This is a genomic window from Paenibacillus sp. FSL P2-0121 (assembly GCF_037975345.1).
Taxonomy (GTDB): Bacteria; Bacillota; Bacilli; order Paenibacillales; family Paenibacillaceae; genus Paenibacillus_AQ; species Paenibacillus_AQ odorifer.
The window spans coordinates 6190817-6210214 of record NZ_CP150245.1 but is presented as its reverse complement, the minus strand read 5'-3'; the positions used below and the strand labels follow the sequence as shown (position 1 = coordinate 6210214).

Below are 19398 nucleotides of genomic sequence, written 5' to 3'. Positions count from 1 at the left end.
ATTGAGAGATGAACACGATTCTAGTGGCGGATGATGATTCTCATATCCGTAGATTAATACGATTATATCTTGAAAAAAACCAATTTTCCGTAGTGGAAGCAGCAGACGGTCAAGAGGCATTAGACATTCTAGCGCATACAAAGATCGATTTGGTGATTGTAGATGTGATGATGCCAAATGTAGATGGTATTGAATTGACCGAAGATATCCGATCTTATATCGATATTCCAATTCTGATGGTTACAGCTAGAGGAGAATCTAAGGACAAAGTCAGAGGATTTAATGCCGGATCAGATGATTATTTAGTCAAACCGTTTGATCCCATTGAATTGGTCCTGAGGGTAAAATCACTATTAAAAAGATATCATTTAACCTCCTCGAGTGTGATTCAACTAGGCGCAGTGATGATTGATCTGGGGAATTTGAACGTTGTTACGGCTCAGAGAACGGTGGAGTTGAAGAAAAAGGAATGTGAGTTGTTATTTGCTCTGGCGGGTTCGCCAGGGCAAATATTCACGCGTTCTCAGCTCATAGAAAATATTTGGGGTGTCGATTATGAAGGCGACGAGCGTACGGTAGATGTGCATATCAAACGTCTGAGAGAAAGACTTGAATCGATTCCCGAGCTAATTATTTCTACGGTAAGAGGACTTGGATACCGTCTGGAGTTGGCCTAAATGTTAAAAAAAAGCCTGCGTCTGCGTATTGTCATTACGTTCATTGGGATTGTGATCGTCAGCTTAATGATCTCTTTTTTGCTAAATGTACGGTTTTCCGAAAATAATGTGACCCCAAACCATATCTTCATTAGAGTAGCTGGGGACGTAGCCAAAGTGCTTACCCTAATCGATGATCCGGAAAAAGCACAGGCATTTACTAAACTGCTCAATAAATATGGGGTCGATATTGCGAAAGTGAGAGTGAATGAGTGGAGTGATGCTGTTTTTTCAGTGGATAAGGAGAAGGTTGCCGCTCTATTTAAGCCAGATTCCACAGACGCAGTGATGCTTAATGATAAGTCTGGTGTTGCTATTGTTGGCATTCCCATCGTAGATAAGGAGAAAGCTGCGCTCATCATTAAAATTGATTTTTCGTCGAGCTTGATCACATTCAGACGCAACGTGTTTTTTACACTTCTAACGGTTTTAGTCATTGGAAGTTTACTGATTCTCTTGATGTCCGGATTCATTGTTAAGCCTATCAAACGTCTGACGGAAGCAGCTAAAAAAATGGCATCAGGCGATTTATCTGTGCGCTTGACGCATAAAAATCAAGATGAGTTCGGGGAACTGATGGAAAGCTTTAATCATATGGCTAGTGAGCTGCAAAAGATAGACTCTGTTCGTGATGATTTTGTCAGCAATGTCTCTCATGAAATGCAGTCTCCGCTTACGTCCATTAGAGGGTTTACTAGAGCGCTGCAAGATGGTGTCGTTCCAGTAGAAGAGCAAAAAGAACATCTGGATATTATTTATCAGGAAACGCTGCGCTTATCCCGCCTAAGTGACAATCTGCTTAGATTAGCCTCGCTTGATTCAGAACATCATCCGGTTAATCTCACCACTTTTCAGCTGGATGAACAGTTAAGAAGAGCGATCGTTCTGGCGGAGCCACAATGGGCACAGAAAAACATTCAGATAGAATTGGATTTATTACCCTGCCAAATTACGGTGGATAAAGATTTGTTTGATCAAGTCTGGCAAAACCTAATCAATAATGCTATAAAATATACAAGCCAAGAGGGTATCATTCATGTCGAAATCGAGCGTTCTATAGCGTTTGTGAAGGTTTCTATTAAAGATTCTGGTCAAGGCATACCAGAGGCAGCATTGCCCCGCATTTTTGATCGTTTTTATATGGTGGATAAAGCGCGGAGCAGCGTTCATAAAGGGAATGGACTTGGATTATCCATTGTTTTAAAAATTCTAAAAATGCATGATTGTAAAATAGAAGTGGAGAGCAAGGTTGGGGAAGGAACTCAGTTTATTGTCTCGATCCCTGTCTCTCAACCCGATGAATAGTTAACAGGCTGAAGCTTAAGGCAAACGCAGACCCTTTCATTTGTGAACCAAGCAATAGAAGACTCTCAAAAAGTTCCCAGAACTCGGTTCGCGCAAGCCATAGTTGCAGTAGGAACTGAACATTTGATCGGCATGATTGAATTAAATATTAGAAGCCATACGGACAGAAGCGGCGAAATCGGCTATATTGTCCATCCTGATGCCTGGGGACAGGGAGTCGCTACAGCAGCGGCCAGACGAATGTTGAAATTTGGCTTTGAAGAACTGCAACTACATCGAATATATGCGACCTGTGACCCTAGAAATAGCGGATCATCCAAGGTACTCACCAAGATAGGTATGACTTATGAGGGAAGATTAAGAGATGCTTTGCTTATTAAAGATGGATGGCGGGATTCTTTGATGTTCAGTATGTTGGAGCATGAGTGGACGGTAGCCCGCTAAAAATTAACTCTTGCTTCCCAATGGTAAGTTCACTAGAATATAAGTATTAGCTTATATACTTTCAAGAGGAGGAGAGAAGGAATGCAGACACTAACGGAAATTGCTGAAGACTTGAAGCTGTTCGGAGATAAGACACGATTGGCAATGCTTTCTCTTCTGAAAGAGCGGGAATGGTGCGTGTGTGAATTCGTTGATATCTTTGACATTTCCCAGCCGGCGATTAGCCAGCATTTACGGAAATTGAAAAGTAGAGGAATCGTTCGGGAAAGCAAGCGGGGACAGTGGGTACATTATTCGTTAAATGTCGAGGATAAACCACATCTTAAAGCTGTTCTTCAACAGATGCCTAGTTCCAAATCGATATTGGCTGAACTGAATAAAGAGGCTAAAGAGCCATGCTGCGACTAAATTTCAGGTAAGGATTTTTTTGATTTATATATAATCATATAGTTATATAATGATATTGGATTGAAGTCACATGCTTATATAGGGGTGTTGAAAAAGATGTGGATTTGCAGTAAAAGGGGGATGGCACTTTGGCTATTGTAGCTATCCTTATATTTTTAGTAACTTTAATCCTTGTAATCTGGCAGCCCCGTAATTTATCGATTGGATGGTCAGCCTGCGGTGGCGCGATCATAGCTTTGCTAGCTGGGGTAGTCAGCTTTAATGATGTTCTGGATGTAACGCAGATCGTGTGGAATGCTACTTTAGCGTTTGTGGCTATTATTCTGATTTCTTTAATTCTGGATCGAATCGGATTTTTTGAATGGGCTGCTTTACATATGGCGCGGGCTGCCCGCGGGAATGGCAGACGAATGTTTGTGTATGTCATCGTTCTTGGTGCGTTAGTGTCTGCATTTTTTGCGAATGATGGAGCGGCTCTGATTCTTACGCCTATTGTGCTTGCGATGGTAAGGGCATTGCATTTTGATGAGAAAAAAGTCTTTCCGTTTATTATCGCCAGCGGTTTTATTGCCGATACCACCTCACTGCCGCTCGTGGTCAGCAATCTGGTCAATATCGTATCAGCGGATTTTTTCGGAATTACGTTTATGGAGTATGCAGGCAAGATGATTATACCTACGTTGTTCTCCCTTGTTGCGAGCATCGTGGTGCTCTATTTCTTTTTTCGCAAAAGTATTCCCAAGCATTTTAACGATTCACAGCTAAAAGATCCGCATGAGGCGATTAAAGACAAAAAAATGTTCCAGCTGTCATGGATTGTATTGGCTGTTCTTTTGGTAGGGTATTTTGTCAGCGAATTTTTGGGTATTCCGGTATCTGTGGTTGCGGGGATCATAGCTATTTTGTTCCTGCTTCTCGCGAGAAGAAGCCCTTACGTCAAGGTGAAAGAAGTGATTACAGGAGCGCCTTGGGCGATTGTGTTCTTTTCCATTGGAATGTATGTCGTAGTATATGGACTTCGAAATGTTGGGCTGACGGATTTACTTGCTAAGATGATTGGGTCTATTGCTGATCAGGGCTTATTTGCCGCAACGATGGGTATGGGCTTCATAGCTGCATTGATCTCATCGCTGATGAATAATCTGCCTACCGTTCTGATTGACGCGCTTGCCATTGATGCTACGCATACCACTGGAATCATTAGAGAGGCTTTAATATATGCGAATGTTATAGGCTCGGACTTAGGACCGAAGATCACTCCGATTGGCTCACTCGCCACACTGCTGTGGCTACATGTACTTTCGGCTAAAGGCGTGAAGATTTCTTGGGGAACGTATTTTAAGACAGGTATTATTTTAACCATTCCAACGTTATTTATTACGCTTTTAGGTCTTTATATGTGGTTGTTGATTAACTAATTTGGACAGGGGAAGATCAAGATGAACAAGAGAACGATTTATTTTTTATGTACAGGGAATTCCTGCAGAAGTCAGATGGCTGAAGGCTGGGCTAAGCAATATCTAGGAAAAGAATGGAGCGTGTACAGTGCAGGTATTGAAGCTCACGGTCTAAATCCAAAAGCTGTACAAGCGATGAGCGAAGTAGGCATAGATATTTCCGGCCAGACTTCGGATATTATTGATGCTAATCTGCTGAATAATGCGAATCTGGTCATTACCTTATGCGGAGATGCTGCGGATAAATGTCCAATGACCCCTCCGAAGGTCAAACGGGAACACTGGGGCTTCGATGATCCGGCAAAAGCGCAAGGGAGTGATGAAGAGAAGTGGGCAGTGTTCCAGCATGTGCGTGACCAGATTGGTGAAAGAATCAAACAATTTGCGGAGACGGGTGAATAAGCAAAAGGGAGGAAGTAACCTATTCTTTTAACTTAGGGTATTTCACCACTGGCCATTTCACTTTCCGTAAGGCATTGATCATTTCGGGCCCAACGTTCAAATTACTTTGAACCAATTCATGGGGAGTGAGAGCCATCCATTGGTTCAGAGAGACGTCGGCAAAACGGTCACTTTTGAACATTTCGAGGAACCACAACGATTCTTCTCCTGTATTCTGAATATAATGTCCAAATGCAAAAGGAACATACCCAACATCGCCAGCCCTGTAATTAAAGGTACGTGCTGCACCGTTTCCGGCAAACACAGTCATCCGTCCTTTTCCGGTAAGATAATATTGCCACTCATCGTTGTTGGGGTGCCAGTGGAGCTCTCTCATTCCTCCAGGTTCAATCTCTACCAGTGCAGCAGCCACGGTCTTGGAGACCGGAAAGTTGCTGGAGTCAACGATTCTGACGCTCCCGCCAGGAGTCTTTAATGGAGGCTGTGCCAACAGCGAATGTTTGAAGCTCTGTGGAATTTCTCCATATGGCGATTGCACCTTTTGGCTTTGTAATGAGCCGGGAACTTGATCCTGATAAATATAGACTTGTTCAGTGGGGATGGAGTCAAAGGCCTCGGCAGGTATTCCAAAGTTAGCTGAAAGTACCTCTTTAGGCGTATGGGCGAACCAATCGGAAATAGACAAGGTATTCAGATCAGAGAAGCTTCCGTCGTCGAAGACAAGGAGAAATTCACAGCCTTCTTCAAGACCTTGTATAGAGTGAGGAATACCCGGCGGAAAATACCATAGATCACCAGGTCCTACATCTGCTATAAAGTTCCGTCCATTCTGATCCACAGCAGTAATCCGAGCGCGGCCTAACAGCATATAAGACCATTCCGCTTGCTGATGCCAGTGAAGCTCTCGTACTCCACCGGGGGTCAGGCTCATATTCACACCTGCCAGTGTAGTTGCGATAGGGAGTTCTCTGACGGTTACTTCTCTGGACCAGCCACCATGATTAAGCTGCATATGCGCATCAGAGAAAGAAAATTTCAAATTGGGAACCAGGCCCGCATCAGTCACCGGAGGAACGAACATATCCGGATTCTCAAGATCCCGCATAACATCTCGGGGTCCTTTATCTAATCCCCCTGTGCCATCGCTTCGGATGGGCTGGGGGATGTTTGTTTTGTTTGCCGAATCCTGTCCAGCAGAAGTCATAAGAGGTTCTCCTTTCTTGTTCCTTAAGAGTTCAATGAAAATATATGCGGAATGCTGTCTTTTATGATGGATAGCAGAAGTGGTACAAGTTGACATGTGTAGGGTCATCATTGATTATTACTAATAGAGGCTAAGGTTCTAGATGAACTGGAGAGGGGTTTGTGATGATTCACATCAAGGAGTCCTTACAACGATTAGGGAAAATAAAAGCTTACGTAATAGGTCTATTAGTGATTATGTTCGCCGCGGGATCTGCGGTTACACCTACATCGGTGTCGGCAGCTGTCCAGTTAGGGACACAGGTAATGCCACTGTCATACGGGGGATATTACGTGCTTTTTCCAGGTAAACTCGCCCCTTATTTCAAAGCAGGTAAATTAATGGTGCCGATTCGAGCCTTCTCCAATGCGATTGGCGCAGATTTGCTCTATGACGCTCTGAGCAAGAGTATTACTGTTTCACTGCTGGACCGATCGGTAGGAAATATTAAAGCAGGGCAGCTAGAGGCAGATTTTAATGGGGAGACCGTAGATTCATTAGGCGTTGCTCCAGAGATAAAGGATGGCACTCTGTTTGTTCCGGCGTCTCCCATTTTAGAAGGGCTTAAGTCTTTTCGCTGGGAAGTGCAATTTAATAATGTGAATAAATTAACCCTTGGCATTGGAGCCAGAAAAGGGGAGGAATGGGTGAAGCCTGAGGCAGATCGTGCGCTTGCTCCTTATCCACTCGAAACGACAGCACATCCGTATCCGTTATATCCTACTATGCTAACGCAGGCTCAATCCGGGAAAGAATATAGATTAACCTTAGGCGTGCAAAATACCTCCGGATTCATCATCCCCAAAGGAAACGCGGAATTAGAGCTGGTGAGTGTGGACAGTAAAGGGAATTCTTTTTATCAAACGTTGAAAGGACCTGATTCCTCAACCTCCAAGGCGGCATTATTATCATTTTCCGTTACCATTCCAACAGAGGCTGAATACGTCATTTTCAGGTCACGCACATTGAGAGCGCAATAAGGCAATTGCTATAGATTATTCCAACAAGCTAGACAGAGAGCGGGTAAAGAAACAGATGACAGGTAACAAAGAACAGCAATATCGCTTCAGCGAAGCACCGATTTGGGAATTGCAACGAACATATTATGAAGAGCAGGGATTAAAGGCTTGGAATAATGATCAGGTCCCGCAGTACATCACGAGTAACCCTATGATTGCGACAGCATACGCAGAGATGATCTTTGGATTTCTGCAAGACCGGGCTGGACAAGGGCATCTCTCAGAGACCGTTACGATTCTAGAACTTGGAGCGGGAGCAGGCCGGTTAGCCTTCCATGTGCTTAAAAAGTTATGTGAAATCGTAGACTACGCAGATATTCCTCTTCCTCCTTTTCGTTATGTGATGAGTGATTTGCCTTCCAAAAATATATCCAGCTGGCAGCAGCACCCGAGCCTACTTCCTTACGTAGAGCAGGGTATTTTGGACTTCGCTCGTTTTGATGCTGTGCAGGATGTAGAACTACATTTAGTACACGCTAAGCTCAGCATTCGGCCGGGTGATTTACAGCAGCCATTGGTGATTGTGGCAAATTACTTTTTTGACAGCATTCCGCAAGAATTAATTTATGTGGATGAAGGAAAAATATATGAATGTGAGGTTTCGATCCAGTATTCGGCGGAAGTTGATCCGGATAACCCCTCCGATGCGCTCGGCAAAATCATCCCGCAGTACCATTATCGGCGTGCGGCTAGTTATGAAGAGGAGACTTATCCCTATCATGACGTTATAACGCTTTATCAGCAGAAGCTGGAGGATTCACATATACTCTTTCCGGTGGTGGGGCTTACTTGTCTGGAGCGGCTTGCGCGGCTCTCTACAGAGGGATTCGTGCTGCTTACAGCGGATAAGGGTGACCATCGCTTAGAGAACTGGGAATTTGCAGAACCTCCATTGCTGATTCATCACGGAAGCTTCTCTTTGACCGCGAATTATCATGCGATAGAGCATGTGCTGAAACAAAAAGGGGCGCATTCAATATTCACCAGTCATCATTATAAAAACCTGAACATCGGCTGTATTCTTATGCTACCAACACCGCTGAGCTATACAAACACTCGGCTGGGTTACAAGCGGTTTATAGAACGTTTTGGCCCGGATGATTTCTTTAGTATGAAGGAATGGATGGATCAGCAATTAGATACGATGGGGCTGCAGCAAATTTTGGCCTTTTGGCGTTTGGGTGGGTATGATGCTGAATGGTTTATCCATAGCGCTGAACAAATTTCGGAGCTGCTGCCGGGTGCCAGTGATGAAGAAATGCTGGATCTACAGCGAGGTATACAGTTGATGTGGACGGGCTATTATCCGATGGAACAGAGTTATGATCTGTCGCTAGATGCGGGGTTGCTGCTGTATGAAATGGATAAATTCGCGGAAGCATTGGGTTACTTAGAACGCTCCATGCATGCGATCACGGAAGAACCATTGGCATCAGTGCTTTATAGCATGGCAATTTGTAACTACGAGCTAGGAGCTGAAGCTGCTGCATTGGAATACGCGCGTAGAGCTTTGGCTGCAGAGCCTGACAATGAAGTAGTATTGGAACTTCTAGCGGCGCTGAGCGGGGAATAAGCACATTTACATAGGGTTATCTTTTTGGTATCCTATACAAAATAATCAAACGCGATGACGAGAAGAGTACATGAAATCATTCCTTCACAGAGAGCCCTGGATGATGAGAACAGGGTAAGGGGGATTTTATCGAAACAAGCCTCTGAGCGGCATATCGGAACCGGATTAAGGGGATGGTATGACGGGAGCTCCTGTTATAGAGCTAGAGTATAAGCACTGCGTAAGATGTTTTGCCGTACTTGATGAGATTAATATGGCGACATATTAATGAACCTGGGGTGGTACCGCGAGAATTTCGTCCCCAAGACCATAAGTCTTGGAGGTGAGGTTCTTTTTATTTTGCAGATTAAGCAGGCGGATATCACTTATAAACAGGAGGTAACACCAATGAGCGAGGAACCGGAAGTATTATCAGTGAGTTACATCGACAGATGGATTCAAGAAGAGCTGGAAGCAGGGACTTACAATAGAGATATATGCACGAGATTTCCACCGGAGCCTAACGGGTATCTGCACATTGGCAGTGCGTATGCTATTCATACGAACTATACGACTGCGAAAAAGTATGGCGGGAAGTTCCATTTGCGCTTTGATGACACCAATCCTTTAAAAGAGGATCTGGAGTATGTAAATGCCATCATCGAAGATATTCAATGGATGGGCTATCCACCGGACTATATTTTTTATGGATCAGACTATTCTGAGAAAATATACAATAGCGCAGTTACGTTAATCCGAAAAGGAAAGGCGTATGTCTGTGATTTATCACCTGAAGAGGTGACAGCCTATAGAGGGACGCTTACGGAGCCGGGAAAAAACAGCCCGTTCCGGGAGCGTTCTGTGGAAGAGAATTTGCGGTTATTTACGGAGATGAAAGCTGGAGATTATCCAACGGGAGCCAGAGTGTTGCGAGCTAAAATAGATATGAGCTCACCTAATATCAACTTACGTGATCCGGTGATTTACAGAATCATTCATGCGGAGCATTATAGAACGGGTAACGAATGGTGTATCTATCCGATGTATGATTTTGCCCATCCTATACAAGATGCTATCGAAGGGATTACGTATTCCTTATGCTCGATTGAATTTAAGGATCATCGGCCGCTCTATGAGTGGGTATTGACGGAGCTGGATATCCCTGAGGCTCCTAAGCAAAGAGAGTTTGGACGGGTGAACATCACCGGAGTTGTGACGAGTAAACGGTATATCAGACAGCTGGTTACAGGCCATTATGTGGATGGCTGGGATGACCCGAGACTTCCTACGCTTCGCGGTTTACGCAGAAGAGGTTTTACGCCGGAGAGTATCCGGAATTTTGTGAAGGAAATTGGCTTTGTCAGAAATAGCACCATTGTGGATATTGCCATGTTAGAGCATGCGCTTAGACAAGATTTGAAGGCAAAGGTTCCAAGTGTGATGGCTGTTCTTAAGCCTTTAAAAGTGGTCATTACTAATTATCCTGAAGATCATAACGAATGGCTGACGATTGAGAATAACAGTGAAGATAAGTCACTTGGAGAAAGAGAGGTTCCTTTTTCACGGATCCTTTATATTGAACAAGAAGATTTCATGGAGGAGCCGCCAAAAGGGTATCACAGGCTGACTATGGGGAACGAAGTAAGGCTGAAGGGTGCTTATTTCATAAAGTGCAATGAAGTAATCAAGGATGAAGTTACAGGAGAAATCCTAGAGCTTCGCTGCACCTATGATCCGAGAACGAAGAGCGGAAGCGGGTTTAATGAACGGAAGGTTAAGGCAACCATTCACTGGGTATCGGCAGACCATGCTATCAAGGCTGATGTTCATCTATATGAGCGGCTGCTAAAAGATAACGATGGTCCTAAAGAAGACGGTGAGCGCTGGGACGCGTATCTTAATCCAGATTCCTTAACGATCCTGAAGGATTGTTTGCTGGAGCCATCAATGGGCAACGCAAGGCCAGAAGATAAATTTCAATTGATCCGGCACGGATTTTTCTGCGTGGATAAGAAGTATACCACGGCAGATAAGCTGGTGCTGAACCGGATAGTACCGCTGAAGGACACATGGAAGAAAAATTCATAAGCAGCTTAAGCTGGGCGAAGATCGGGTAATTCCTGATCATCGTCCAGCTTTTTTTGTGCCTAGTCGTTGGTGAACAAGCAAATGAAAATTCCATATGAAACATGTTTACATTTTTCAGAAATAAGCATATACTTTAAATATAAGTTGCACAGGGGAAACTTTCGTGTATATAGACAACTTTTTCAGGGCAAGAGGAGGAATTGAAATGCTCGAACAAACTTTAGTAGAACAACCACATATAAAACAACATAAGAACTCGATTTCAGCACAAGCCGTACTTAACGGGGAGATCAAAGGGATTAAACGATTACTTCCTTTTCTAGGCCCAGCTTTTATCGCTGCTGTTGCTTATCTGGATCCAGGTAATTTTGCCACCAATATTACGGCGGGCTCCAAATATGGATATCTCTTATTGTGGGTGATCGTGGCCTCTAATCTAATGGCTGTGCTAATCCAAGCGTTATCCGCCAAGCTGGGGATTGCGACAGGCAAGAACTTGCCTGAGATCGCCCATGATCGTTTTCCGAAGAGTGTATCGATCTTCTTATGGATTCAAAGTGAGCTAGTGATTATAGCTACGGATCTGGCAGAGTTTATCGGGGCGGCATTAGGACTATATCTCTTATTTGATATTCCGATGCTGCCAGCAGCACTGATTACTGCGGTGGGCTCATTTGCTATCTTAGAGCTGCAACGCCGGGGATACCGCTCCTTAGAGGCAGGGATTGCCGCGATGATCCTTATAGTCGTATTAGCCTTCGCTTTTCAAGTTATTGTAGCTAAACCGGATATGGGAGCAGTTGCCGTAGGCATGTTTACACCTAAGTTTGAAGGGGTGGACAGCATCCTATTGGCCGCAGGAATTCTAGGTGCAACCGTGATGCCACATGCGATTTACCTGCATTCATCACTTACACAGAACCGTATCGTCGGGGTGAATGAATCGGAGAAAAAACAGATTTTCAAATTGGAATTTATAGATATTATTATTGCGATGATTATCGCAGGTGCAGTAAATCTGGCTATGGTTATTGTCTCCGCGGCATTGTTTTTCAAAAATGGTCTCGTGGTTGAGGATCTGGATGTCGCGTTTCAACAATTTGGTCACTTAGCTGGGCCAGTAACGGCGATCTCGTTTGGGTTGGGACTACTCATTGCGGGACTGTCGAGTTCCTCCGTAGGGACTATGGCTGGCGATGTGGTTATGCAAGGCTTCATCAACAAAAGAATTAACCTGTACTTGCGCCGTGCGATTACCATCATTCCGCCACTAGCGATCATTGGTTTTGGTGTGAATCCAACCAAAGCGCTCGTGATCAGTCAGGTGATCCTGTCCTTTGGGATTGCGTTCGCGTTGATTCCGCTGGTTGTGTTTACAAGCAATCGCCAGATTATGGGCGGGTTAGTGAATCGCAAAATGACAGCCACTCTGGGCTGGATTATCTCCGGTCTGGTTGTATCGTTGAACTTGTTCTTGGTCTATCAAATGCTCGTATAAGGAAGCAGTCAAAAGAGCCCGACCCACAGATCTCCTCAGATCATACCTGAGAGATACATGGGTCGGGCTTTTTTTGGAGTGTTGTTCCAGCCAGTTATTTAAAATAATCCGCAACGCCTTCAGCGATGGCTTTAGCCGCTTTTTTCTGATAGGAGGCCTTGCGGACAATGGACTCGTCTGTAGGATTGGTAAGGAATCCAAGCTCAACCAAGGTAGCTGGAATCCGATTCTCCCTTAGGATGTGATAATCGCCAAAGGACAACCCGTTGCTTTTCAGACCGATGCCTTGCCCCAGCCGGGTTTCAATCGCCCGCGCCAGCTTCAAATCATCCGCTTCTGAATAAAAGAAGGTCAACGTTCCGGACACATTTTTAGGTGAAGAATTATAATGAACGCTTACAAAAGCATCAGCACGCAGGGCTTGGCTCATCTGAACACGACGCGCTAACGTCGGCTTCTGATCATCTCGGGTGCGCGTCATCTCTACCCGTGCTCCTTTAGCAACAAGAGCATCGCGGACATAAAGTGCAGTATGCAGATTCAAATCTTTTTCCATGGTGTTATATGTAGTGCCAAGCATGCCCGGATCACTCCCGCCATGACCAGGATCGATGACGATCAGCTTTCCTCGTAGTCCGCCTTTATGCTGGACGGTGCTTACGCTGCTTGTACTGCTTGATGTGCTTCCACTTCGGATATACTGCTCTGCCACCCAACCGGTTTCACCGCTGACTGTGCGAATTCGAGCCCAGCCGTTCTGATGAAGAAGGAGAGTGACTGTATCCTTGGCTTTTAAAGAACCGAGCACCTTATAGTGAGTTCCTGGGCCACTTCGGATGCGCAGAGAATCAGCCGTGACTGTAGCCTTTGAAGTTCTACTAGAAGTATTGGCTGATGTTGACGAGGCAGTATTGGTTCTAGTAGCAATAGACGTTCCAGAAGCGCTGGATTGCAGGGAGTTGCTGTTCACCTTTTTTAGGTAATAACCCGCTACCCAGCCAGAGGTGCTCCCCGCTTTAACCTCTAACCATCCATGCTGCTCATCAGTCACAGTAACCCGAGCCCCATTCTTAATTGAACCTACAACAGTTGCATTCTTAGCCGGTTCATCGCGTACATTTAAAGAACTCGCATATACCTGTGCGGTATAACTTCCCGCTGCTGTCTTTGCTTCAGCAGACTGTGGCGCTGCTATACCCAAAAGGCAAGCTGTGAGCAGGGTGACACCTATCATTTTGTTCATAGTATCCTCGCTTTTTGAGAGTAGTCGTAATTCCTTACCCAATTTACGAGGTTTAGAATAATATTTTTTGAGAATATGGCCTCTTTTCTGGTGGTCTAAAGACTTGTATAATTATTACATATCGGGAAAGAGGATGAAGGAGCATTGCCGTGACTAAACCAAAGCTATTCATTGGATCTTCCAGGGAGTCTATACGTTATGCAAGAGCGATTCATGAGCAGCTGAAGAGGGATGCTGAAGTGCATCCTTGGTATGCCAACGCTTTTCGGGCGAATGAATACACTATGGAGGCGTTGGAGCGAAATTTGGATGAGAGCGATTTTGCCGTATTTGTGTTCTCGCCAGATGATGTCGCCAAAATCCGTGGTAAATATTATTATGTGACCCGCGATAATACGGGGTTTGAAATGGGTTTGTTTTGGGCTAGATTACGGCGCAGCCGTGTTTTTTGTCTAGTGCCTGATCAGGTAACTGCGCGTGATGATCTCATCCCTGGAGAAAATGTAGAAGAATATCATCTGCTATCTGATTTAGCGGGAATTACATCTTTAGAGTATGAAGTGCATCACGATAATCCTACGGCTGCTGTGGATGTGAGCTGTGGTAAGATTATTGATAGTATTCAAGAGCGTGGAAGATTCCGTGACCCGCTTAAAGATTTAGAGCAGCTAAAGATGGATTTAAGGCGCAAGGAAAGTATCCTTCATTTTTTTTGGCAATATAATAGTAATGTGACCATCTCCGAGAATGGAGATAAATATCACGCACTTAGTGAGGCGATACGCAATTCCTTTTTACCTCCGAAGCATTGTCGTGTAATCGGTGCAGCCATCTGGCAGGCACAAGAGAAGGAACAACTTGTTCAGGTGGGGGGGAATGTCGGACGTGGTCACTCCTATCCCTTGTCTGTAACGAAAGGGAATGAGAAGCAGCCTAGTGTGGTAGATGCATTTTTATCGAGTAAATGGACTTTTTTTCAACGCACGGAAGTTGCAGAGGTATATATCCTATGCTATCCTCTAGGTAAGAAGTATGTTCTTTCCGTTCATTTCTCAGGAAGTGATGGATTATCTGCAGATGATCTTAAGGCGGTAGTTGGGAATAATCAGGATTTATTCCGTACCATCAATCATTTAGTAGGAGAGGATTCAGCATGAAGAGAATAAAAGGTATTAACAGCTTATCCGATGCTGTTCTCCGATCTGCGAGTGGTGGGAGCAGGAGTGCAGGCGGCGATGACAAAAGCACCAAAAGAAAAGCAGGCTCGAGTCATTCTGCTCAGCAGCCAGCTTCAGCTCAGATTTATACTGCACCTTCTTTGGACGGCGGAGACGACGAATATAAGAAGCTTATCAGCGGGAAAGTAGATAATAATAAACCATCCTTTGCGTGATTTTATTTATAAAAAGGGGGCCTCAGCCGTTGGCTTGAGGGCCCCTTTTTGGTATTCCATTCTAACGGCTGTTCTTCTTGGCGATCTCACGCCGTACGATAGGTGCAACCTCTGTTGCCAAAAGTTCAATGGCTTTGGCTACCTTAGCGTAAGGAAGGCCGCCGATATCGAGCTGAGTCATAAAGCGGCTATGACCGAACAGCTCATGCTGATAGAGAATTTTTTCGATAATTTGCTGCGGGCTGCCTACAGCCATCGTGTTATCAGCAGATACATATTGCCCAAAGTCATCACGAGACACCTTGTACTCTTGACCCGGTTTTGGACTGATAGAGTTACGGTAACTATAGTAGTAAGGGTAATATTCATCCAACGCCTGCTGTGAGGTTTCAGCAATGTAGCCGTGGCTAGTGATCGCAATCTTTAGATCTTCAGGTGGATGTCCTGCTTGAATTCCGGCACGCCGATAGGTTGCGGCAAGCTCTTGAAAAGGCTCTGGACTGCCGCTTAGGATGGCGATAGCCATTCCGGTCCCGAGCATCCCGGCCTTCTCCGCACTTTCTGGAGAACCGCCTACACCAATCCAGAGCGGAAGATTCTCTTGCAATGGACGTGGAGCAATCTCCGAATCCTTCAGCGATGAACGGAAGGAGCCCTCCCAGTTCATAACTTCATGTTTGTTAAGCTCCAAGAGTAAATTGATGTTCTCGGAGAATAGACGGTGATAATCTTCAAGCTCATACCCGAAGAGCGGAAAAGACTCCACAAAAGCACCACGCCCCGCAATAATCTCTGCACGTCCATTCGACAGCAAATCAAGTGTGGCGAAATCCTCGAACACCCGTACAGGATCAATGGTGCTTAATACGGTTGTTGCGCTCGTTAGTTTAATTCTGTTAGTAACCTGAGAAATGGCAGCCAGCACCACTGGCACCGAAGAAATTACAAAATCAAGACGATGATGCTCACCTACACCAAATACATCAAGTCCCGCCTCATCTGCCAGCTTAGCTGCAGCTACAACTTCGTCGAGACGTTGTTTTGGACTGATCTTCTTCCCTGTATGACAATCCGCTACGATGTCTCCTAAGGTATAGATACCAAATTCAAAATCGGATGCTGGTGCTGCCGTTGCTTCGTTACTCATGCTCACAAACCCCTTGTTATTCATATATTTGCTAAAGCCTGTCCGTGTATGGAGGAATGTGATTATTATAACACAATGACTTACAAAATGTAAGTTTGTGAGTAAATGTTTTGAATTCTTCTGTTGTTTTTGACAAAATGGAATAATAATCCATAAGGATTATGTCCTGCTCGTCCAATATTATTATATTTGATTTTAAGAAGCTATCCAAATGAGGCAGTTACTTATATGAGGAGGAGTTTGGTGGTGAGAGGAACAATATTGAAATCTTATCTTCGTACTGCAGTTATTGGTTTAGGGGTATTGCTTATGGTAAATCCGGTACAAGCAGCTGCGGTTGATCCACACACCTCTTTTATAGGCTCGAATGGTGATGATTACTATGCAAACCTGCCTGCTGCGAAGGTTGAATGGTCAACAACAATGGATTTGCCAGCTTTGAAAGATGTGCCGTCGGATTATATCATGGGTAAGGGTGTTGTTGCAGTCGGCGCGGGCAAAGCTTTTATCCTTCAAAAGGGTCAGCTTTTAGCGATTAACGTCCAGACTGGAAAAGTAATGTGGAAATACGGCTCCAAATTAACAACGCCGCTGCTCTATCAGGATGGCGTGGCTTACGTCACTTCGGAGGCAGGTACGATCTATGCAGTTAACGCGGCTACGGGCAAAAATAAATGGAGCTCATCGGCAACCAGTAAAGGTGTCAGTAAATTGTTAATTGATAAAGAGCAGCTATTCGCTGCTAATGGCGATATTCAAGCCTACAATCTGAAAGATGGCAAGTTGCAGTGGCGCGATAATTTCAGCGAAATGCTGTTTGAACCATTTATGGTTGAGGGGAATCTGGTGCTAGCTCAAAACTCAGAGTCCGGAGCGTATACGTATGACATTTTACATGCGTTTGATCGAACAACAGGTAAAGAGCTTTGGAATAGTGGTAATCATAGTCTTCCGATTGCAGCAGAGGGGACTACGCTTATCTCACAACGGGAAGCTACATTGGTAGACCCTCTTCCTTTGACGACACTCGATCATTTGGATGTGAAGACAGGTAAGCTTGTAAAGGCTGTAGAGTATAACCCCGCTCATATAGATCCTAATCATCCGAAACCAGAAGAAGAATATATGACTAGCGGAGGCAGAGCCTGGATCATTGGGGACAGGATATATATTGGGGGACAAAAAGGAGTCTATGGCTACCCAGTAAATGTTGATCCAGCTGCCGTAACACGAGATAATTATTCGTATGAATCCATCGGAGCTAAGTTATCCTACGCGGCGGGTCCTTATGATGGAAGAATTCTTTTTAGTAACGAACAGAGCATCTATGGTGTTAAAATGTCTAATAAATCTGTGTTCCAGTACGGAGGAATCAGCAATCCGATTGCCCGCTTCGATCTGCTCGGACATGGCATGTATGTTGCCCAGACCGATGGGAAATTGGTTGCTATTGATCTAATTACCGCCAAACCTATCGTGCAGCTCAAAACATCAGGTAGAGTATTCGGCCCAACCTTGCTGGAGGATGGGATGATTATTGTGCAGAGTAAAGGGAAGTTAACTGCTTTCAAGGAGCCTCAGGCTCTGAAAATGAAATAATCGAATCCACAACGGCTCTCCGATAAACATCCGGCAGAGTCGTTTTTTAGTGGAATGATTCCACAATCCCAGTGCGAAAAATACAAATCTATTTTATGATAATAAGGTTATAGGATGAGTAGACTGTAAGTTAACGAAATTACATAGAAGGACCGAGGGATATTATGGAACAGCAAGCGGTTTGGGCGATAGGTATTTTTCTGCTTATTTATGGACTTATTATTTCCGAAAAGATTCACCGTACCATTCTGGCGATGTTAGGAGCTATCGTCATGATAGCGATGGGCATTGTGGATCAGGAGACGGCACTGCAGCACATCGATTTTAATACTATAGGATTGCTTGTAGGAATGATGATGATTGTAGGGATTACCGCTGACACGGGGCTCTTTAAATACGCAGCTGTGAAATCAGCTAAGTTGGCGAAGGGGAAGCCGAAGAGAATACTGATTGCTTTGTTTGTGATTACCGCAGTGGCTTCAGCCTTTTTGGATAATGTGACGACAGTGCTGCTTATGGTGCCAGTCACCTTCAGTATTACAAGACAACTGCGCATACATCCGCTGCCTTTTTTGATGTCACAAATTATCGCATCTAATGTAGGCGGAACGGCAACCTTGATCGGAGACCCGCCTAATATCATGATTGGCAGTGCGGTTAAGGAGCTGACCTTCATGGCTTTTATTAGCAATCTGACACCCGTGATTATCATCATTGTTTTGGCATATATCCCGCTGCTGTTATTGATGTTCGGTAAACAAATTAAAACTACACCTGAATTGCAGCAGAGCATCATGGACATGGATGAGAAGGTTATGATTACGGATCATAAGCTGCTGCGAAAATGTTTGATCGTACTGGCAATTACGATTGCCGGGTTCTTTTTACATCAGGCGTTACATTTGGAGTCCGCTACGGTTGCACTGGCTGGTGCATTTTTACTGCTGCTGCTGACCGGAGGGGAACATATGCTGGAAAAAGCTTTTCACAGCGTGGAATGGATTACGATCTTCTTTTTTATCGGACTGTTCGTGTTGGTGTCAGGGCTTGTAGAGACAGGTGTGATTGCAGAGCTGGCAGCAAAAGCGATTGAAATAACGAATGGTGATGTGCTGATGAGCTCAATGATGATTTTATGGGTCAGCGCCATTACCTCGGCATTTCTGGATAACATCCCTTTTGTAGCAACTATGATCCCGCTGATTCAGGAGATGGGCAATATGGGGATCAGCAATTTGGAGCCGTTATGGTGGAGTTTGGCCTTAGGCGCTTGTCTGGGTGGCAATGGCACATTGATTGGTGCGAGTGCTAATTTGATCGTGGCGGGTTTGGCAGGAAAAGAGGGGTACCCGATTACATTCATGAAGTATTTGAAGGTCGGATTTCCTTTAATGCTGTTGTCCATTGTGATCTCCAGCGTGTATTTATATTTAAGATATCTGATGTAAGCAGCGTTACTAAGAGCCGGGGGAGCGATATGCTTGAAGTGATATTTTGAAACGGTAGAAGTTGTGGAGGAAGTAGAAGTAGAAGTAGTAGGAGTAGTGGAAGTAGAGGAAGTGGTGGAAGTAGAGGAAGTAGAGGAAGTAGTGGGAGTAGAGGGAGTAGATGCAGAAGTATAAGTAACAAGTGGAGGCAAAATGCAGATTTTGAAGCGGTAGACATAGGTTGGAGTGACGGTGGGGGCATATAAGTGTATTTTGTACAGTTATAACTCATCGAATAAATCGCTAAGAAAAATAGTTGTATTCAGTACACTTATTTTCATGATTTCATCAGCTAAAGGTGGTTTTTCTGGATTTTAATTGTATAGAATACAGTTATATTCAGGACAACCCCTTTTTTATACGAAATAAGTGTACAGAATGCAACTAAATCAAAGAT

General features: G+C 44.5%; 17 protein-coding genes and 1 other annotated feature. Of the genes, 14 read left to right on the top strand and 3 right to left on the bottom strand.

Features of this window, described 5'->3' with window-relative positions; all coding sequences use genetic code 11:
• Positions 1 to 8 precede the first annotated feature (8 nt).
• The 6 genes from MKY54_RS27335 to arsC all read left to right on the top strand — a co-directional run bounded on the left by MKY54_RS27335 (position 9) and on the right by arsC (position 4732).
• Positions 9 to 677, top strand: a complete 669-nt coding sequence (locus tag MKY54_RS27335) for a response regulator transcription factor (RefSeq protein WP_076128780.1) — start codon at positions 9 to 11, stop codon at positions 675 to 677.
• The gene (locus tag MKY54_RS27330; protein ID WP_339188564.1) at positions 678 to 2021 is read left to right on the top strand and encodes a HAMP domain-containing sensor histidine kinase; all 1344 of its coding nucleotides are present in this window, start codon (positions 678 to 680) and stop codon (positions 2019 to 2021) included.
• A gap of 42 nt (positions 2022 to 2063) precedes the next feature.
• Positions 2064 to 2465 carry a GNAT family protein gene (locus MKY54_RS27325; protein WP_339188563.1) on the top strand — a complete coding sequence of 134 codons (402 nt, stop codon included), beginning with the start codon at positions 2064 to 2066 and terminating at the stop codon, positions 2463 to 2465.
• Between the two features lie 81 nt (positions 2466 to 2546).
• Complete coding sequence (locus MKY54_RS27320; RefSeq protein ID WP_076128778.1) at positions 2547 to 2873, top strand: metalloregulator ArsR/SmtB family transcription factor; 327 nt, start codon at positions 2547 to 2549, stop codon at positions 2871 to 2873.
• Between the two features lie 128 nt (positions 2874 to 3001).
• Positions 3002 to 4291, top strand: a complete 1290-nt coding sequence (locus MKY54_RS27315; protein ID WP_076128777.1) for an arsenic transporter — start codon at positions 3002 to 3004, stop codon at positions 4289 to 4291.
• Positions 4292 to 4312: 21 nt separating this feature from the next.
• Positions 4313 to 4732 (top strand): arsenate reductase (thioredoxin), encoded by a 420-nt coding sequence (arsC, locus tag MKY54_RS27310; RefSeq protein ID WP_076282680.1) that lies wholly within the window; start codon positions 4313 to 4315, stop codon positions 4730 to 4732.
• Positions 4733 to 4751: 19 nt separating this feature from the next.
• Here arsC and MKY54_RS27305 read toward each other — a convergent pair whose 3' ends face one another.
• Positions 4752 to 5936 (bottom strand): oxalate decarboxylase family bicupin, encoded by a 1185-nt coding sequence (locus MKY54_RS27305; RefSeq protein WP_076308768.1) that lies wholly within the window; start codon positions 5934 to 5936, stop codon positions 4752 to 4754.
• A 164-nt stretch (positions 5937 to 6100) separates the two neighbouring features.
• Here MKY54_RS27305 and MKY54_RS27300 point away from each other — a divergent pair, with 164 nt between their 5' ends.
• The 4 genes from MKY54_RS27300 (at position 6101) to MKY54_RS27285 (ending at position 12132) form a co-directional block, all read left to right on the top strand.
• Positions 6101 to 6955, top strand: a complete 855-nt coding sequence (locus tag MKY54_RS27300; RefSeq protein ID WP_076128771.1) for a copper amine oxidase N-terminal domain-containing protein — start codon at positions 6101 to 6103, stop codon at positions 6953 to 6955.
• Between the two features lie 55 nt (positions 6956 to 7010).
• Positions 7011 to 8567 carry an SAM-dependent methyltransferase gene (locus MKY54_RS27295; protein WP_339188559.1) on the top strand — a complete coding sequence of 519 codons (1557 nt, stop codon included), beginning with the start codon at positions 7011 to 7013 and terminating at the stop codon, positions 8565 to 8567.
• Between the two features lie 45 nt (positions 8568 to 8612).
• Positions 8613 to 8873: a binding site (T-box leader), on the top strand.
• Positions 8874 to 8954: 81 nt separating this feature from the next.
• The gene (locus tag MKY54_RS27290; protein WP_339188556.1) at positions 8955 to 10634 is read left to right on the top strand and encodes a glutamine--tRNA ligase/YqeY domain fusion protein; all 1680 of its coding nucleotides are present in this window, start codon (positions 8955 to 8957) and stop codon (positions 10632 to 10634) included.
• A gap of 205 nt (positions 10635 to 10839) precedes the next feature.
• Positions 10840 to 12132, top strand: a complete 1293-nt coding sequence (locus MKY54_RS27285) for an Nramp family divalent metal transporter (RefSeq protein ID WP_076219332.1) — start codon at positions 10840 to 10842, stop codon at positions 12130 to 12132.
• A 94-nt stretch (positions 12133 to 12226) separates the two neighbouring features.
• Here the strand turns inward: MKY54_RS27285 and MKY54_RS27280 are convergent, their stop codons facing one another.
• A complete protein-coding gene (locus MKY54_RS27280) occupies positions 12227 to 13375 on the bottom strand; it encodes an N-acetylmuramoyl-L-alanine amidase (RefSeq protein WP_339188554.1) in 1149 nt (382 codons plus the stop codon).
• 149 nt (positions 13376 to 13524) lie between these two features.
• Here MKY54_RS27280 and MKY54_RS27275 point away from each other — a divergent pair, with 149 nt between their 5' ends.
• Both MKY54_RS27275 and MKY54_RS27270 read left to right on the top strand, forming a co-directional pair.
• On the top strand, positions 13525 to 14532 hold the full coding sequence (locus tag MKY54_RS27275) for a TIR domain-containing protein (RefSeq protein WP_175617364.1): 1008 nt from the start codon (positions 13525 to 13527) through the stop codon (positions 14530 to 14532).
• Positions 14529 to 14768, top strand: a complete 240-nt coding sequence (locus MKY54_RS27270) for a hypothetical protein (protein WP_036680302.1) — start codon at positions 14529 to 14531, stop codon at positions 14766 to 14768. The genes MKY54_RS27275 and MKY54_RS27270 overlap by 4 nt, the downstream gene beginning before the upstream one ends.
• A 61-nt stretch (positions 14769 to 14829) precedes the next feature.
• Here MKY54_RS27270 and MKY54_RS27265 read toward each other — a convergent pair whose 3' ends face one another.
• Positions 14830 to 15915 carry an LLM class flavin-dependent oxidoreductase gene (locus tag MKY54_RS27265; protein WP_339188552.1) on the bottom strand — a complete coding sequence of 362 codons (1086 nt, stop codon included), beginning with the start codon at positions 15913 to 15915 and terminating at the stop codon, positions 14830 to 14832.
• 246 nt (positions 15916 to 16161) lie between these two features.
• Between MKY54_RS27265 and MKY54_RS27260 the strand changes: the two genes are divergently transcribed.
• Together MKY54_RS27260 and MKY54_RS27255 are read left to right on the top strand one after the other, a co-directional pair.
• On the top strand, positions 16162 to 17514 hold the full coding sequence (locus MKY54_RS27260) for a PQQ-binding-like beta-propeller repeat protein (RefSeq protein ID WP_339188550.1): 1353 nt from the start codon (positions 16162 to 16164) through the stop codon (positions 17512 to 17514).
• Between the two features lie 164 nt (positions 17515 to 17678).
• Positions 17679 to 18962, top strand: a complete 1284-nt coding sequence (locus MKY54_RS27255) for an ArsB/NhaD family transporter (RefSeq protein WP_076128758.1) — start codon at positions 17679 to 17681, stop codon at positions 18960 to 18962.
• The last annotated feature ends 436 nt before the right edge of the window (positions 18963 to 19398 follow it).

Excerpts from the sequence above, each read along its gene's own strand:
- MKY54_RS27285 (WP_076219332.1), top strand. The coding sequence starts at position 10,840 with ATGCTCGAACAAACTTTAGTAGAACAACCACATATAAAACAACATAAG.
- MKY54_RS27295 (WP_339188559.1), top strand. The coding sequence starts at position 7,011 with ATGACAGGTAACAAAGAACAGCAATATCGCTTCAGCGAAGCACCGATT.
- MKY54_RS27290 (WP_339188556.1), top strand. The coding sequence starts at position 8,955 with ATGAGCGAGGAACCGGAAGTATTATCAGTGAGTTACATCGACAGATGG.
- MKY54_RS27270 (WP_036680302.1), top strand. The coding sequence starts at position 14,529 with ATGAAGAGAATAAAAGGTATTAACAGCTTATCCGATGCTGTTCTCCGA.
- MKY54_RS27335 (WP_076128780.1), top strand. The coding sequence starts at position 9 with ATGAACACGATTCTAGTGGCGGATGATGATTCTCATATCCGTAGATTA.
- arsC (WP_076282680.1), top strand. The coding sequence starts at position 4,313 with ATGAACAAGAGAACGATTTATTTTTTATGTACAGGGAATTCCTGCAGA.
- MKY54_RS27330 (WP_339188564.1), top strand. The coding sequence starts at position 678 with ATGTTAAAAAAAAGCCTGCGTCTGCGTATTGTCATTACGTTCATTGGG.
- MKY54_RS27280 (WP_339188554.1), bottom strand. The coding sequence starts at position 13,375 with ATGAACAAAATGATAGGTGTCACCCTGCTCACAGCTTGCCTTTTGGGT.
- MKY54_RS27255 (WP_076128758.1), top strand. The coding sequence starts at position 17,679 with ATGGAACAGCAAGCGGTTTGGGCGATAGGTATTTTTCTGCTTATTTAT.
- MKY54_RS27305 (WP_076308768.1), bottom strand. The coding sequence starts at position 5,936 with ATGACTTCTGCTGGACAGGATTCGGCAAACAAAACAAACATCCCCCAG.
- MKY54_RS27265 (WP_339188552.1), bottom strand. The coding sequence starts at position 15,915 with ATGAGTAACGAAGCAACGGCAGCACCAGCATCCGATTTTGAATTTGGT.
- MKY54_RS27300 (WP_076128771.1), top strand. The coding sequence starts at position 6,101 with ATGATTCACATCAAGGAGTCCTTACAACGATTAGGGAAAATAAAAGCT.
- MKY54_RS27320 (WP_076128778.1), top strand. The coding sequence starts at position 2,547 with ATGCAGACACTAACGGAAATTGCTGAAGACTTGAAGCTGTTCGGAGAT.